Raw genomic sequence first — 15,304 nt, forward strand, 5'->3', positions numbered from 1 at the left:
GTATTCTGTCGGGTCTTTTTCAAAACCATCCCAATACAGCCAAAGTCGCTTACAGTTCGGACACTCTAGAAAGCTTCGCAACTCTTGATAGAGACTCTCAGAATCGATCATATCTGAGAAACCGTCATATGCGGAATCGCTGATAAAAAGCCACTCTATCGGGTTTGGAATTTCACCGTAGCGAAGGATTTCACCACATTTGCACTTAATTGAAGGCATTTCAATCTCCACCGATGATGATAACAACCTTGATATTCGTCGCTCCGGCACCCCGAATCCGCTTCAAAACATCTCCAAGCTGCGCCTGAGTCACGCATGTGTTTGATAGATCGAGCACCACGCCTTCTGCTTGGTCATTCTTCTTTGCGGCCCCACCGATAATTCGATTCGGGTTACTAGTTTTTGGAGTGTAGACGTCGTAGCGGATTCCATCAACAAGCAAATCTGATGTTCCCCCACCAACTCGTGTTCCGGTTGGAGGCCGAAGGGTGACATCGTGACCCAAATCAGCCATATACTGTGCAGCCGCCTTCTCGCTTGCCGAGTATGTGCCACTCGGATCAATTGTCAGCTTACCTTTCCCGGTAGATAACGTCTTTGGAATCGGCGTGGTGCTGGGAGCATTTTGGGGTCTCGGCGTACCATACGGAAGCCCAAATCCATTGTCACTCAATGGAGGCATTTGTCCTTTCGGCAGATCACTCGGCGTCGGGAAGACGGGCGGACTCACAGGACCACTACCCATCCTTGCTATCGGTTTTTTCGATAGATCATCTGGCGTCGGGATGACGGCAGGACAATTTTGAGCTGGCTTCGAAGAATTGGGAGAAGGAAAATCCTCTGGCGTTCTCGGATCATTCAGTCGCGTCTTAATGGTGCTGGCCAGATTTGCTAGCTTCTCAATCAATTTTTGAATTGACTTGTAGCCAACTTCGGTCCACCTCCCAACGTCGTATTGACAAGATCGTAACTGTGGCGAACGCGACTGCCTGTATGTCACCAGTCGCCAATCCCCCGTATCCTATGGTAGCCGGAGAAAACGACCACAGCGTCGCGCAGACTATCCCAGCATTCGGACCTCTAATTAAATTGGCGACAAAACAATATGACCCCTGCCGCGACCGAGATGGACAAACAAACTAGTCGGGATAGTGTGAGATAGTCCCTCCAGTGGTGCAAATTTGCCCGTATGAAATCTTGGCCGACCTGCACTTCGTCTCGAATCCAGAGGTGATCTCTGAGAGAAGACCAGTCGTACTGAGGCTCAGCAAGAGCGACTGGAGTCGCGATAAGCGATCGCACCAGCGGTGGGTTGACACGAAAGTGGTCAAATCGGCCGGTCTGCCAGTCGTACAGGCCGGACGAGAGCACTGAAAGTTCCTGAGTAACCATGCCGCATCGAGATTGAGCTACCCAGACCAAGCACGCATGTGCAGACAAAAGCGTGAACAAAGTTAAATAGACATGCCACCTGCCAGCGTTCATGGTAACGAATCCAGAGGACCCGACGAGTGAAGCATTCCGTCGGAACTTGCTAAATTGAACCCTCGCATCTCAGAGTGCGAAGGCTGATCAGCAGCCGCGTAGTCGGCAAAATGCTTAATCAGCCGCCGCCCTTCGACGAAAATGCCGAAAAATCAAAATTGCGCCTAGAGTCTGTTATGGACTTAAGTGTTGGTTTTGAAGTAGTTTCCGTGGATGAGCAAGCCCCGGATGCCTTACCCCAGTGACGTCACGGACGACGAATGGGCCTTTTTAGCCCCCTATTTGGCGCTGGTGAAAGAGGACTCGCCGCAGCGGGTTCACTCCCTTCGAGCCGTGTTCAATGCCATGCGGTGGCTGGTACGCACCGGGGCGCAGTGGCGGTTCATGCCCCATGAGTTCCCGCCTTGGCCCGTGGTCTATCAGCAGGCTCGCCGTTGGCTGGAGGCTGGCGTGTTTGAGCACATCGCTCATGACCTGCGGGAAGTGGCTCGCGTGGCTCAGGGACGCGATGAGCCCCCCTCAGCAACGATCTTAGATGCGCGAGTCATCCAATCCACTCCCGAGAGTGGTGCCAGAGCCGGTTACGATGGCGGCAAACGGCGGAAGGGCTCGAAGGTTCACGTGGCCATTGACACGCTCGGGCACCTTCTCGCCTTGAAAGTGACCCCAGCCAATGAACAGGAGCGAGCCCAGGTTTCCGACTTATGTGTCGCTGTGCAGGAGGCGACTGATCAGGCCATTGAAGTCGCCTATGTGGACCAAGGTTATACTGGCGAGAACGCGGAAGAGGCTGCCGCTGAGCAGGGAGTGGAACTGCGCGTCGTGAAACTCCCTTATGCCAAGAAAGGATTCGTATTATTGCCACGTCGGTGGGTCGTGGAGCGGACCTTTGCCTGGCTAGGACGATCACGGAGGCTGGCACGTGACTACGAACGACTGGCAGAAGTCTTGGCCGGATGGCACTGGGTGGCCATGGTCGCACTGCTGCTCAAATACACGCCGATCGTCGTCCAGAGTTCATAACAGGCTCTAGTGTAAACGCCACTAATGCGTTCAAGAGTAGCCAGACCGATCGCTGTTCTGGACCTCGATCTGTGGAAACAGGCCTTTCGCCTTTTGTGACGGGCTTCTCACCATCCCAGATTTGCTTCGGGCCGCCAGGATGGGGCACTGTCCGTACACTCCTTCCAATTGGTATTTCTAGGCTCGATAATTCATAGGTGTCGTCTGGGATTGTCTCGTTCAATGAATTTACAACAATCGTCGCGGACTCCCCGTCGACGTGTGACCCGCCATAATCACGAGTGTATTCAAAGGACTTCGGAAACCATAATCCGTTTCTCCACTCGCTCACCGTGTAGCACGTCTCGTCCTTCAATCCGATCACGTCATCTGTGCCCCTGACCTTAAGAATCGAATACCCTAAGTTCGGAGCAATCCAGTACGAAAAGTCGACGTCAGTGACGAGTCGAAGCCTCAAGTGTAAGCAGGGGATTCCATCAACCACATCCACTTCAACTGATCGATCCTCTGAAGCAAGGCCAAGCATGATCTCCTCGACACTCGACGGGGTTAATGCTCCGCTGCAGTCGAAGCCGAGCGACCTTAAGTCGTGATGAGACTGGGCGTAAGCATACTCATCGTCAATCTCTTCACGTTCAGTTCGAATCTGCGCAACGAGTTGGCCGGGTCCGGGAAGCAGCATTGAATTAAAATGAATGTATCGATCAGTGTCAAAAATGTGGCGATCCCAATAAACATCATCCTTCAGCCCATCGAATCGACCTGACTCTTCGTATTGGCGCTGCTCATCCACACGATACCTTTTGCCGTCGAATCGAACTCGCTTTAGCCGCATATCCGGAACTAAAGTTGTTTTAGATGGATCGAACTCCAGCTGGATATCATAAGAATGAATTCGCATTCGCGAATCGATTGTTTTCCGAATTAAATCATCTGCACTCGGGATATCACTAGCCACAACCAGTCCGTCCACCCGAAAAATGAGGACACACAGAGTAAAAAAGGCGATAGAGATTCGGAGCAATTTCGTCATCAAATGGTACCTAAACTGGATGTTTTTGAGAGGAGCCCTTACTATATCAAAGACGAAGCGCAAACTCTGAAGCTGCAAAAATGTGAGACGACGGGCTGTATCGAGTGAGCTGACATGCAATTGTGACCGGGATTGACGCCAGTTGGACCTGGGTCAAGGCGTTACGCCTTCGGAGTGGGGCTGCCGTCAGGACTCCAGCTGCAGGTAGGGTGACTTGATTCGATGGATTCACCTCATGAAGCTGGCTATGCGGCTGGTGGGATGGATGCGTTCTTCCATTCACTATGCGAGCAATTTTTGTTGGTCTTAGGTTTTGTAACTGCTCAGACTCAAGGGCTCATCTAGAGCGCCTTTCATCACCCTGTTTGGCAAGCGAGTTGCGTACCAGATTGAGCGAAAGGAGTTTCGCTCATGCCCTGCACACGGAAGATTGATCTCGTTGATAATACGTATCTCTCGGACACACAATGGGATCGCATCAAACACTTGATTCCTGAATCACTCTCGCAGCCCAAGGGAGGACGTCCTCCGCACTCACAACGGGCCTGTCTGGAAGGGATTTTGTTTGTACTTCTGACAGGCTGCCCATGGGAAAAGTTACCAAAATGCTTCCCTTCACCCAGCACTTGCTGGCGCCGCTTCGATGAATGGACTCGCTGGGGCATCTTTGAGGGACTGTGGTATTCCCTCCTGATGGAACTGGAAGACCTGCAGGGGATCGATTGGAGGGAGGCGGCTGCGGATGCCTAGTTCGTCCGAGCTAAAAAAAGGGGGACCAGGTTGGGAAGACCAAGTGTGGCAAAGGCTGCAAGGTCATCGACATCGTCGATCCCGAAGGAACACCTCTGGGCGTCTACTTCGCTGCCGATAACCGAAGCGAAGTGAAAGAATCACTCGAAGGTTATTCATGAGCCATGGAGCAGGAGCCGCGCAGATTTGCCTTGGCGAGGAATCGCGGAGAGAAGTACGCCACTTTATGGTATGGGATCGTCACGTTCACCCTGCAGATGTCGCGTGGACGGGCAACTGAAAGCTGATTGCTCGGATTGGAATTGTTAGCGGCGGGGATGACAGTAATAGTGACAGCCACATCGTTGGCTGTAATCCCGTGTACTGTGTTCACCAATAAATTTTTTACGTCGTTCACCACCTGTTGATTGGTCGAGCCGTCGAGGATGGCGGTACGGGCGCCGTAGCGTGCTCCATTGGTAGCGAGTTGTCCGACAGACATAGCGCGCCCGAATTCCACCATTCCGAAGACGATCATCAAAAAAATCGGCATGACGATCGCAGTTTCCACCACCACAGCGCCAGAGCGATCAGACGGTGGTGTTCGCATAATCCGACTTTTCATGGCGAATTCCCTCGGCAGAAGGCCCGATTTCTGGAGTTACAAGGGACACTACAATACGATTTGCCACGTGGTCGCCAGAAAGAGAGAATTTGTTGCGTAAACGCAACGCTGCAATGTGAGACTATAGTCTCTGTAGCGGTTATGCGGGTCTGGTTCGAGTTTCAAAGAAAGTAGCTGCCATGGCAGAAAAGACGATATTCAAGCGAATTATCGATCGTGAAATTCCAGTTTCGCTGATCTACGAGGACTCGCTGTGTCTCGCATTTCACGATATCAGCCCGCAGGCTCCGGTGCACTTTCTTGTGATTCCGAAGAAGGAAATCCGATCATTGGCAGAAGCGGAGGATTGTGACCAATCGCTTTTGGGGCATCTGCTGCTCGTCAGCCGAAAGCTTGCGAAAGAGCAGGGATTGGAAAATGGATTCCGAACGATCATGAATTCGGGGAGCGATGGCGGTCAGACTGTCGACCATTTCCACATCCACATCCTTGGAAAGCGATCTCTGGGATGGCCTCCGGGATAAGCAATTGTGGGTGAGCCCATAAAAAAAGATCAAGGGGGTGGATTGTTTGAATCGACCCCCTCGATCTCTATGTCTGAGGCCATTTCTGACCTCAGCAAATCAGCCTGTAACTTTTCTCGAACCCCCACATCTCGTAGTCAGCGTGACTTCGTCTGCTTGTCCGCTTCCGCAAAGACGAGCAAGTGCTCGATTTAATGGAAGGCTTTCTTCCCGTGGAGGGACATGCGGGGCTGCATCGGCGATCGGGTGTCGAACAAGTAGTCCGCCGTCCAGGACAGCACCATCGTGAGTGCGTAGATCACCGTCGTACTCAGCGTGGTCAGGACCATCAACAGAGCAATCAGCATCGTGGCGATGAAAACTGTTGTTAGTGAGACCATGATCTTCCTCCTTGGAGCTATCTTCAATTTGCCTGTCGTTGATAAGCTATTGTGACTGATTTGAAGTTGTGGCGAAGCTCGAAAAGGTCCCAACCTGAAGTGGCCAAGCCGAAGTGCGGGCCGAATATCGTCTCGACGCACTTCAGGTTGAGATAAGTGTGAGCAAGTTGCCTATTTCAATGTCTGGGTGAGGGGTTCTTGAGGTGGACGCATCAATTCGAATGAAGCTGCCTACTGCTTCCTGTTCGAAAGGCGATCTCAAGAAGCCGAATCACAATCGATCACTGATTGAAAGCAAGACGCAATCGGTGGGCCAATCGTCCTTAAGATTTGAAAACTGCCGAAAAGTAACAGTTTTTGTAGGCTTGTGGTGGGATTCTGGACAATTCAGTGGGCAAACGGCTTCCCGCTTGGTGGTTCACCAAGCGTTTTGAGTGCTCTGGCTCAATTCCACCATCGGAACATAGAGAACCTGTCCGCGTTTTAGGAAATGGATGCGGGCTTACTCGCGATTGAGGCGTTGACTCTGCGACCATCACTTGGTGCCGCTGAACCTCCCAGAACTCGTCCGATTCGATTGCGTAAAAGTGATTGAATCTGCACGGGTGTCGTGGAGGCAATTCTGCAAATTGAAACAGGCGTGATGAACCAAGGGAGGGGCGCGAGATGGGTGAACGGGATTTCGGCGACTGGGCAGACAGCATCCTAACAGGAGTGATGCGACGTTCTAAGACGTTGATGAACCCTGCCAGCTATGCGAGCCTCTGTCGCTGTAACTCGTAACACAGAATGCCGGCAGCGACTGCAGCGTTGAGCGATCCAACGTGTCCCTGGAGCGGAATGCACGCCAGTGTTTCGCATATCTTCATGAGGTCGGCGGGGACTCCTGAACCTTCGTTTCCGATCACAACGGCACAGCCACGAGTGAAGTCCACTTGAGCAGGGGACTGGTCTCCATGCTCCGTTGCGGCGATCAACTTCAGTCCTTCGTCGCTCATTTTTTGGCAGAAGGCGATGAGATCAGGCACTTCCACGATATCGAGGTAATTTACCGCACCCACCGAGCTTCTGGCGACGTGGGAGGAAACTCCGGATTGCTGTGAAATTGGGACGACAACAGCATCAAAGGAGAATAAGTCCGCGGATCTCAGAATCGATCCAAAATTGAATGGATCCTGAATGCCTGCGAGTACCAGAACTGCACTTTTTGCATGGAGCTTTTGTAAAAGCGTCTCTGGTGATCCATACGGGTAAGGGGGCATCTTTGCCATCAGCCCTTGATGCTCTGTTGAGCCGCACCGCCGCTGGAGTTCATCTCGCTGGAGATCGAGTGCTGGCACATCCAGATACTCGGTCAACTGGAGGAGTTCCTTTAGAAGAGCCGGTTCAAGAGTTTCCGAAGAATAAGCGATTTCGATTGGGATCCATTTTCCAGCCCGCAGGGTCTCCATCACCGCGTGTCTGCCCCAGAGCCAGCATTTCTGGTGGCTCCCCAACAGTTGTCCCGATCGAATTTTTCGCTTTTTTTTTCCGACCACGTCTTCGCTCGTTCCAGTGTTGAGGCATTCGCAAACGCTGGATTCTAGCGGATTTTCAGACGTAAGGGGATTCAGAATTTGGGTTTGAAAATTGGGGGCCAGATGACGGGATAGCATCTCAGTGGAAGAAGTTCTGTACACAAGTTCTGCAAGCTTGCAATTTTCCACAAAGCCCACGCTTGCGACGGGATTGGAACAGCATCAGAATATTGAGACAGGAAAAGGACTTATGCGAAGATTGATTTCGTTTCGAAAGCAAAACCGTCTCCCTCTCTATGTTCTCGAAGAAGAGCAGGAGGGACTCCGCGCAGCTGGGCGTTTTAACGCTCAGTTGATGGATTTCCTCCGAACGCAGGTTCGCGAAGGGATATCGACCGACGAGCTCAACACGCTCGCTGAAACGTACACTCGGGACCACGGACATATCCCTGCGTGTCTCGGGTATCACGGCTTTCCCAAGTCAATTTGCACCAGCGTCAATGAAGTCATCTGTCACGGAATTCCTGATGACTATGTGCTGAAAGCTGGGGACATTGTCAATCTGGACTGCACCTCAATCGTGGATGGCTGGTACGGGGACTCTTCAGAGACCTTCCTGATCGAACCTGTCGCAGAATCCCACCGCAAACTCGTTCAGGCAGCCTTTGACGCGATGTGGATCGGCATTCGGTCGATCGTCCCATTCAGCCCGGTCTTTGATATTGGGCTCGCAATTTCTCGGTTCGGTCGCATTCAAGGGTATGGGGTCGTCGAGAATTTTCAGGGGCACGGCATCGGGCGCAAGTTTCATCAGGAACCGGGTGTTCCGCATGTCCCGATGCGTAAAAATCGCCGCGATATTCTTGCTCCCGGAGTTTCGTTCACGATTGAACCGATGCTGAATTTAGGGACCGAGAAGACTCATGGGCCGCTGGCTGATGGCTGGACAGTGCTCACTGAAGATGGTCTTCCATCTGCCCAGTTCGAGCATCAGATTCTGATGACAGAAGCTGGTCCGGAGATTTTGACCTTAACTCAAAACGGGCCTCAGGAAGGGCATCAGTTTTAGGCTGAAGTCGTCGTCACAGGATGTCTTTCTCCTTCCCATTTCCCTCCTGCCTTGGGATGCCATGAGTCGATCATTCCTGAGTTTAACCGAGACGACGGCGTCAGATTCCCCAGCCCACCCGCTACGGGTCGTCGCCGTCATGCCAGCGTATAACGCGGCCTCGACGCTGGAGCGGACAGTTCGGGACATTCCCGACGGGACTGTTGATGAAGTGATTCTGGTTGACGATTGCAGTCGTGATGAGACGGTCAATCTCGCCCGTTCACTCGGATTGACGGTCATTGTCCACGAAAAGAATACGGGTTATGGAGGGAATCAGAAGACCTGCTACCGCCATGCGCTTGCCAGTGGCGCAGACATCGTCGTGATGATTCATCCTGATTACCAATACGACAGCCGAGTGATCGGCGCAGCAGTCGAGTTTCTTCGATTAGGGATTTGCGATGTTATTTTGGGGTCGCGAATCCGAACGCGGCGTGAAGCGCTCTCAGGTGGCATGCCCGGGTGGAAGTACATCGCCAATCGTTGCTTGACGACGATTGAGAACGTTGCCCTCGGGCAGAATCTCGGCGATTTCCACAGCGGTTTCCGCGCGTATCGCAGGGAAGTGCTGGAAGTTGTTCCGTGGGAGAAAAACACAGACGACTTCGCTTTTGACAGTCAGTTTTTGGCTCAGTCAGTCTTTTTTGGGTTCAAGCTGGGAGATATCCCGGTTCCTGTTCGCTATTTCGACGAAGCTTCCAGTATTAATTTTCGACGAAGTGTCAAATACGGGCTGACGACTCTGTATATTTTGCTGCAGTTCTGGTTACAAAAGCTGCAGCTGGCGAGCTTCCAGATCTTCAAGCGAAACTGAATTGCATCTCGCTTCAATCCGTAAAAATCGCTAAATAAGTGATAATTTAGTTGTTGCCACCGGAATAATTTTGCGATATAGTTCGTGAGATCCCAGAGCAAACTTTTTGCTGGTAATGCAGATGTCTTCCCGTGTGAATAAACTGGCCTGGCTGAGTGCCTTCACGTCGATCGTGATGTTGCTCGGGGTTCAGATGTTTCACTCCCCGTTGCTGCATACTCTGGAACATCTTCAACTTGCTGCCGCGGATCAAACTGACGAACAGCATTCTGGGAACGTTCGAGGAGGCCGTACTGGCTGCGACCATGACTACAGTCACGGTCATTCTCATCCCCGTTCCTGCAGCCATTCACACCGCGATTCTCATGAAAACTCGCACCGTCACGCGGGCTGCCAAACGAAGGGCGTGCCTTGTGGCAACTCGGATGGCGAGTCAGGCGACGGATCGCATGAACACTCTCATGACTGCTCGATCTGTAGCGTTTTAGCTCAGAAATTACAGCCTTTTACGCTTCCTGTGCATCTGGTAGGGGCGGAGACTGTTTCAGAGCAGCCCGCGATCGTTCTCCCTGAAGTGCTTCTTGTCTGGGTCTCTCTCGCTCAGCCTCGTGGACCGCCCGTTGTTGGCTAACGAGATGAACTGCTGTTTGGATGAAACCTGTCAGTATTGACGCGGTTTCTCACAGCGTGCTTTGATCATTCAACGTTGATACTCCGCTCCAGGACTGATCCGTTCTGGCGTGTTCTCAACGGTAAGGGTCTAGCTTCGTCGCCCGGAATTCAATTTTCGGTGACGGTTCATCTCTCCAGTTTGTGCACCCAATCGTGAAATGACGATTGGTGAATGCATCCGTTAGCCCTCGTTGCACGGCTTGTCGCGCGTCCATCTCGGACGATGCGTACCTCATCTATTAGCACTCATTAGCACGGCTTCTTTATCAGCCTGTGTAATGTGGAGATATTACTATGCGACCGCATCGTCGTTCAGGATTTACGTTAATTGAATTGCTTGTCGTTATTGCAATTATCGCTGTGTTAATCGCACTGCTTCTGCCGGCAGTTCAGCAGGCGAGGGAAGCGGCCCGCCGGACTCAGTGTAAAAACAATCTGAAGCAAATTGGACTGGCGCTTCACAACTACCACGATACCATGAATTGCTTTCCACCGGGTTGGATCGGTGTCTCAGGATTCGCATCCAATCCGCGAGGAGGGAATGGCTTCTCCTGGGGAGCGTCAATTCTTCCGTACGTCGACTCCTCGCCTCTCTACTCTCAACTCCGATTCGATTTGCCGATGTCGCAATCTCCCAACGCGGAATTTTTGAAGACTCGGCTTCCTTATCATCAGTGCGCCAGCGATCCCAAGCCAGACACCTTTGAGGCGGAAGGGCTCGTGCTCGCGACCTCAAACTACGCGGGGGTGTTTGGAGTGACCGAACCGGACGTGTGTTACAAATCGTACGTGCCTGGGACTCGATTCGGGCTCACTTCCAGCGGCCAGTGCGTCAGCGACGGAGCATTTTTTCACAACAGCAAAACGAGTCTGCGAGATTTCACTGACGGTAGTAGTCAAACGCTGATGGTGGGTGAACGAACAACGTTTGTACGTGGTGAGGAGGATGATCACGACCACGACCATGACCACGACCACGATCATGATCATGACGATGACCACGGGCCCGCAATTGTCTACGGAACCTGGGCTGGAGCGATTCCAGGTGAAGGTGGTGCGGCCGGACGTGTCATCGGCCACGCTGGACACCTTCCCAACGAAGGGCACTCTGCTGAAGATTTTGGAAGCAGCCACGTCGGAGGTGCTCACTTTGTCATGGCAGACGGTCACGTCGTATTTCTCAGCCAAAACATGAGCGAAGAGATTTTTAACGCTCTCGCCACACGCTCCGGTGGGGAAGTCGTCGGAGAGTACTAAAATGAATGCGGTCGCAATACGGGGCGTTTGCGGCCGCAATAGCCCGTCCGCAGAATGAGTCCCGACAATTTTGAAGTCGCGCCAGTTCATAAGAACGCAAGTCGATTCAGTTCGCTTGCGTTCTTCGCGTTTTAGGCCACTTGCTGGTCAGAGAGATCGATCGTTCGATTGACGCGGAAATTTGCCTTCTCTTCAAGAATCGACGTCGCATCGAACCGGTGCCCGAAGTACTGCCGCTGGGCCTCGGGATCATTGAGCACTGTGGCGATGTCACCACTCACAAGGACGCGCCCAGCGCAGATGATGTTGCTGCGATCGGTGATGGTCAGTGTTTCGCGTTCGCGGTGGTCTGTCAGCAAAATCGAAATTCCGGAATCTCGCAGTTCGCCGATGATGTCCTGAATGTCGTTGATGGTTGTCGGGTCAATCCCGGTGAACGGTTCATCCAGCAGGATGATCTTCGGTTCACTCGCCAGGCAACGGGCGATTTCAAGTCGGCGTCGTTCTCCTCCGGACAGCGTGGAGGAGATCTGCCGGCTTCTGTTGGTCAGTCCGAATTGGCCAAGGAGGCGATCGCAACGTTGGCGTCGTTCTTTCGCAGAGAATGGGAGGAATTCAAGGATTGCCATCACATTCTGGTAAACCGTCAGCTTGGTGAAGATGCTCTGATCTTGCGGGAGATAACCCATTCCATTGCGTGCACGCTGGAACATCGGAGCGTCGGTGACATCCTTCCCATTCAGGAAGACTTTCCCCTGTGTGGGAGCGATCAAACCACACGCCATACGGAACGTCGTCGATTTGCCTGCTCCGTTCGGGCCGAGCAGGCCAACGATCTCTCCTGGATTCACATCGAATGAAACGCCATCCACGGCACGTTTGCCACCCGGATAGACTTTCACCAGACCATGACATTCGAGAATCGACATCGGAACCCCTCCTGAAATCAAAAGCGTCACTCTGCGACGCTAGAATTGAACGGAAGTCTAGGGCACAACTCGGGAAAGGGGCAAGATGAACCTTGCCTTCGACACTCCCATCCCCCTGAAATCCGATCGATACTCTTCTTCTTTTTTGAGTTCGCAGCACCTGTAGTAAGGTGAGTCTCGGAGGGAGGTTGGGAGTTCTCGGAGTTTTTCTTGAGGTTATTGGAGTGCGATCGACCCTGATCAATCGTTTCACCTCGAACGAACCGGCCGTTTCCCATAGACTGGCGACAGGCAGAAATCCTTTCATTCTTCCAGGGGAGCGTGATGAAGACGCGATTACTGAAATTGATGCGTCCAATTCTCACACACTTCACATTGAATCGATCCTTGGGATTGCTGTTGGGGATTCTGATTCTGTTTCCCGCGGATCGCGTTTCCGCTCAATTGACCAAGCCGAAGCCCGCAGCGACTCCAAAAGAATTTGGTGGGAAGAAAAACCGGCTCGCCCGAGAATCCAGCCCGTATTTGCGATCACACGCTGATAATCCCGTCAACTGGTACCCATGGGGGCCAGAGGCGATGCAACTGGCATTGAAAGAAAATAAGCCGATTTTTCTATCGATCGGCTACAGCAGTTGCTTCTGGTGCCATGCCATGCGCCGCGAAGTGTTTGAAGATGCGGAAATCGCAGCCTACATGAACGAACACTTCATCAATATCAAAGTCGATCGGGAAGAACGCCCTGACATTGATGATGTCTATATGACCGCTCTTGAGGTCTACTTCCAGCTTTCAAAATCATCACAGGGAGGAGGGTGGCCTCTCTCCCTCTTTTTGACGCCGGATGGACGTCCGATTGCGGGGGGAACCTACTTCCCAGCAACTCCGAAGCCCGGGATCACCGCATTTCCAGATGTCTGTCGGCAAATCCAAAGTGCCTGGGAGACACGCGAAAAGGATGTGCGAAAGACGGCGGATATCATCACCCGGGAAGTCGGACGCCTCACGGTTCCCAGACTGCAGCTGAAACCTCTTGAAATTGATGAAAGACTGGTTGCAGCAGCAGTGCAACAAGTGGCTGAGTCGTATGACAGTGAATTCGGCGGCTTTGATGTTCAGCTAGACGCTGTTGAAGGACCGAAATTCCCGGTTCCTTCCAAGCTGGCACTGATTCAGGCACAAGTCGGGCGACCAGCCAAAGAAGGAGAACCCAATTATGCAGCGATGCTTGATAAAACGCTCATAGCGATGGCTTCTGGCGGAATTTGGGATCAATTGGGCGGAGGGTTCCATCGCTACAGTACAGACCGGCAATGGCGTGTCCCACACTTTGAAAAGATGCTCTACGACAACTCTCAGTTAGCAGAGATCTACGTGGAAGCGTACCGTCGCACTGGTCGGGAGCAGTTCCGCGTAGTCGCGGAAGAGATTTTTCAATTCGTCAAACAGGATCTCACCGGGCCAAGAGGAGAGTTTCTCGCGGCACTGGATGCGGAAACCGACGGCACAGAAGGTGCCTATTATGTTTGGTCGAAGGAAGAGCTTCAGAGTGTCCTCACCGCCGGAGAATACCGAATCTTCACGGTTGTCTACGGAATCGATGGCCCAAGCAGTATTGCAGCAGGATATGTGTTGCATCGAAATCAGTCGCTGACAGAGATTGCCGACAGCCTGAGCCTTCCGCTGAGCGAATTGAATCTGCGATTGTCTGAAATCCGCAAGAAGTTGCTCGTTGTCCGTTCCAAGCGCAGGCCGTTGGCGAAGGATGACCACGTCCTGACCGGCTGGAACGGATTGATGATTCGGGCTTATGCCAGAGCGGGGCTGGTTTTGAAACGCCCGGAGTACATTCAGGCGGCGGAAAAGGCAGCTCTGTATCTCCTGACAGAACATCGCGATGCGAATGGCGTTCTGCTGCGAACTTCTGCTGAATTACCTGATCCCCAGCCAGCATTTCTGGAAGATTATGCCTTCCTGATCAGCGGGTTGATCTCCTTGTATGAAGCGACAAACGAAGAAAAATGGCTGAGTGCCGCGGGGCGGCTGATGGAGGAGCAGCAGACGGGGTTCTGGGATCAGCAACGAGGAGGCTATTTCTTTACAGCCCACAATCAGGAAGTGGTTCTCGTGCGGCTGAAAGGGGGAAGCGATAATGCGCTGCCGTCCGGAAACAGCGTCGCAGCTCAAAATCTGGTTCGCTTTTCGAAATTCAAACATGATGACACTTACCGCAAAAACGCAGAGAAGGTCTTTATCGCCTTTGGATCCCAATTGAGTGAAGAGCCGGATCGAGCCCCCTATTTGGCGCTCGCATTGCAGGAATATCTCCACTGGTACGGGGCGACGGAGATCAAAGCTGCTGGTGAAGGCTTATTCGCTGGTGGCATCACTGGAACTCCTCCGCAATCTCAACAGAAGATGACTCCCCTTACGCAGCCTGGGGTGAAAAAGGAAGCGTCACTGCTGGGGGGAGAACTTCAGTTTCCTATTCAGGAAGGGGAAACAGTCAGCTTCGAGCCGGTCAATGCTCAACAGATCGCCGCACGTGGATTTCTTTCGGTGAATCAGATTCCAGTGCAAGGAGAGTGTGGATTTGCCGTCGAAGTGGTGTTGGAGAAAGACTGGCACGTCAACGCGAATCCTCCAAAACCTGATTACGTGATTCCACTGCGGGTGACCTTGACTGGTCCAACCGGGGTCGTCCTGAAAGAGGTGAGCTACCCCAACGGCAGTGATTTCAAGGTCGAAGGGATCAGTGACTCTCTCTCCGTTTATGAAAATCGAGTCATTGTCAAAGGGAGCTTCCAGACAGACCTGCAGACGAATAGTCCTGTCGAGTTGAAAGTGTCGCTCCGCTATCAACTCTGCGATCATCAGCAGTGCCTCGCCCCAAAGAATCTGGAGCTCAAGGCGACAATTCCTGTCGCAGCAGCGGACGCGACTCCTGAGCCGGTGAATGCACACTTGTTTGGGGAGAAGCAGGCGGACTGGAAGGCGAGGTCGGAGACACCGACAGCACCCCCATTTCCTGAGTAACTGCCGATCGCTCATAGGGGCGGCGAGTGTGGGAGCGGTGTGCTTTGTTGTTACTGGCTGCTGAGGCACGTACCAGAGAGCCTCGCGTGGCCCAAAAGATGAAAGGGGGGCCCGTTTCCCCTTTTGCAGCGTTTTGCTGATGAGGGCTCGTTCTTGTTGCGGATCAGAT

At 52.7% G+C, this 15,304-nt stretch carries 14 protein-coding genes; 8 read left to right on the forward strand and 6 right to left on the reverse strand.

Annotated features, from left to right (window positions below; all coding sequences use genetic code 11):
• Window positions 1–220: 220 nt before the first annotated feature.
• Entirely contained in the window at window positions 221–682 is a 462-nt protein-coding gene (locus SH668x_RS08985; protein WP_437188353.1) for a hypothetical protein, read from the reverse strand.
• A gap of 1,016 nt (window positions 683–1,698) precedes the next feature.
• Here SH668x_RS08985 and SH668x_RS08990 point away from each other — a divergent pair.
• Window positions 1,699–2,508, forward strand: a complete 810-nt coding sequence (locus tag SH668x_RS08990) for an IS5 family transposase (RefSeq protein ID WP_437185075.1) — start codon at window positions 1,699–1,701, stop codon at window positions 2,506–2,508.
• Here SH668x_RS08990 and SH668x_RS08995 read toward each other — a convergent pair.
• Window positions 2,474–3,409 carry a hypothetical protein gene (locus tag SH668x_RS08995; RefSeq protein ID WP_437188354.1) on the reverse strand — a complete coding sequence of 312 codons (936 nt, stop codon included), beginning with the start codon at window positions 3,407–3,409 and terminating at the stop codon, window positions 2,474–2,476. The two genes, SH668x_RS08990 and SH668x_RS08995, sit on opposite strands and share 35 nt — an antisense overlap.
• A 543-nt stretch (window positions 3,410–3,952) precedes the next feature.
• Here SH668x_RS08995 and SH668x_RS09000 point away from each other — a divergent pair.
• Window positions 3,953–4,291 (forward strand): transposase, encoded by a 339-nt coding sequence (locus tag SH668x_RS09000; RefSeq protein WP_437188355.1) that lies wholly within the window; start codon window positions 3,953–3,955, stop codon window positions 4,289–4,291.
• A 151-nt stretch (window positions 4,292–4,442) separates the two neighbouring features.
• On the opposite strand, the gene SH668x_RS09005 is transcribed toward SH668x_RS09000, so the two are convergent.
• The gene (locus SH668x_RS09005; RefSeq protein ID WP_437188356.1) at window positions 4,443–4,895 is read right to left on the reverse strand and encodes a TadE/TadG family type IV pilus assembly protein; all 453 of its coding nucleotides are present in this window, start codon (window positions 4,893–4,895) and stop codon (window positions 4,443–4,445) included.
• A gap of 179 nt (window positions 4,896–5,074) precedes the next feature.
• Here SH668x_RS09005 and SH668x_RS09010 point away from each other — a divergent pair, with 179 nt between their 5' ends.
• A complete protein-coding gene (locus SH668x_RS09010; protein ID WP_437188357.1) occupies window positions 5,075–5,419 on the forward strand; it encodes a histidine triad nucleotide-binding protein in 345 nt (114 codons plus the stop codon).
• 191 nt (window positions 5,420–5,610) lie between these two features.
• On the opposite strand, the gene SH668x_RS09015 is transcribed toward SH668x_RS09010, so the two are convergent.
• Together SH668x_RS09015 and SH668x_RS09020 are read right to left on the reverse strand one after the other, a co-directional pair.
• Entirely contained in the window at window positions 5,611–5,799 is a 189-nt protein-coding gene (locus tag SH668x_RS09015; RefSeq protein WP_437188358.1) for a hypothetical protein, read from the reverse strand.
• Between the two features lie 752 nt (window positions 5,800–6,551).
• A complete protein-coding gene (locus SH668x_RS09020) occupies window positions 6,552–7,337 on the reverse strand; it encodes a TrmH family RNA methyltransferase (protein WP_437188359.1) in 786 nt (261 codons plus the stop codon).
• A gap of 229 nt (window positions 7,338–7,566) precedes the next feature.
• On the opposite strand from SH668x_RS09020, the gene map reads away from it, so the two are divergent.
• The 4 genes from map to SH668x_RS09040 all read left to right on the forward strand — a co-directional run bounded on the left by map (window position 7,567) and on the right by SH668x_RS09040 (window position 11,170).
• On the forward strand, window positions 7,567–8,385 hold the full coding sequence (gene map, locus SH668x_RS09025) for a type I methionyl aminopeptidase (protein WP_437188360.1): 819 nt from the start codon (window positions 7,567–7,569) through the stop codon (window positions 8,383–8,385).
• Window positions 8,386–8,446: 61 nt separating this feature from the next.
• Window positions 8,447–9,241, forward strand: a complete 795-nt coding sequence (locus SH668x_RS09030; RefSeq protein WP_437188361.1) for a glycosyltransferase family 2 protein — start codon at window positions 8,447–8,449, stop codon at window positions 9,239–9,241.
• Window positions 9,242–9,362: 121 nt separating this feature from the next.
• Window positions 9,363–9,872: a DUF2946 family protein gene (locus SH668x_RS09035; protein ID WP_437188362.1), complete on the forward strand. Its 510-nt coding sequence runs from the start codon at window positions 9,363–9,365 to the stop codon at window positions 9,870–9,872.
• 335 nt (window positions 9,873–10,207) lie between these two features.
• A complete protein-coding gene (locus tag SH668x_RS09040) occupies window positions 10,208–11,170 on the forward strand; it encodes a DUF1559 family PulG-like putative transporter (protein WP_437188363.1) in 963 nt (320 codons plus the stop codon).
• A gap of 131 nt (window positions 11,171–11,301) precedes the next feature.
• Here the strand turns inward: SH668x_RS09040 and lptB are convergent, their stop codons facing one another.
• A complete protein-coding gene (gene lptB / locus SH668x_RS09045) occupies window positions 11,302–12,099 on the reverse strand; it encodes an LPS export ABC transporter ATP-binding protein (RefSeq protein ID WP_437188364.1) in 798 nt (265 codons plus the stop codon).
• Between the two features lie 324 nt (window positions 12,100–12,423).
• On the opposite strand from lptB, the gene SH668x_RS09050 reads away from it, so the two are divergent.
• Entirely contained in the window at window positions 12,424–15,135 is a 2,712-nt protein-coding gene (locus SH668x_RS09050) for a DUF255 domain-containing protein (RefSeq protein ID WP_437188365.1), read from the forward strand.
• The last annotated feature ends 169 nt before the right edge of the window (window positions 15,136–15,304 follow it).

Source organism: Planctomicrobium mucosum (assembly GCF_051466335.1).
GTDB lineage: Bacteria > Planctomycetota > Planctomycetia > Planctomycetales > Planctomycetaceae > Planctomicrobium.

Bases quoted from the DNA above. Each gene is read 5' to 3' on its own strand.
- SH668x_RS08985 (WP_437188353.1), bottom strand. From the start codon at position 682: ATGCCTCCATTGAGTGACAATGGATTTGGGCTTCCGTATGGTACGCCG.
- SH668x_RS08990 (WP_437185075.1), top strand. From the start codon at position 1,699: ATGAGCAAGCCCCGGATGCCTTACCCCAGTGACGTCACGGACGACGAA.
- SH668x_RS08995 (WP_437188354.1), bottom strand. From the start codon at position 3,409: ATGCGAATTCATTCTTATGATATCCAGCTGGAGTTCGATCCATCTAAA.
- SH668x_RS09000 (WP_437188355.1), top strand. From the start codon at position 3,953: ATGCCCTGCACACGGAAGATTGATCTCGTTGATAATACGTATCTCTCG.
- SH668x_RS09005 (WP_437188356.1), bottom strand. From the start codon at position 4,895: ATGAAAAGTCGGATTATGCGAACACCACCGTCTGATCGCTCTGGCGCT.
- SH668x_RS09010 (WP_437188357.1), top strand. From the start codon at position 5,075: ATGGCAGAAAAGACGATATTCAAGCGAATTATCGATCGTGAAATTCCA.
- SH668x_RS09015 (WP_437188358.1), bottom strand. From the start codon at position 5,799: ATGGTCTCACTAACAACAGTTTTCATCGCCACGATGCTGATTGCTCTG.
- map (WP_437188360.1), top strand. From the start codon at position 7,567: ATGCGAAGATTGATTTCGTTTCGAAAGCAAAACCGTCTCCCTCTCTAT.
- SH668x_RS09030 (WP_437188361.1), top strand. From the start codon at position 8,447: ATGAGTCGATCATTCCTGAGTTTAACCGAGACGACGGCGTCAGATTCC.
- SH668x_RS09035 (WP_437188362.1), top strand. From the start codon at position 9,363: ATGTCTTCCCGTGTGAATAAACTGGCCTGGCTGAGTGCCTTCACGTCG.
- SH668x_RS09040 (WP_437188363.1), top strand. From the start codon at position 10,208: ATGCGACCGCATCGTCGTTCAGGATTTACGTTAATTGAATTGCTTGTC.
- lptB (WP_437188364.1), bottom strand. From the start codon at position 12,099: ATGTCGATTCTCGAATGTCATGGTCTGGTGAAAGTCTATCCGGGTGGC.
- SH668x_RS09050 (WP_437188365.1), top strand. From the start codon at position 12,424: ATGAAGACGCGATTACTGAAATTGATGCGTCCAATTCTCACACACTTC.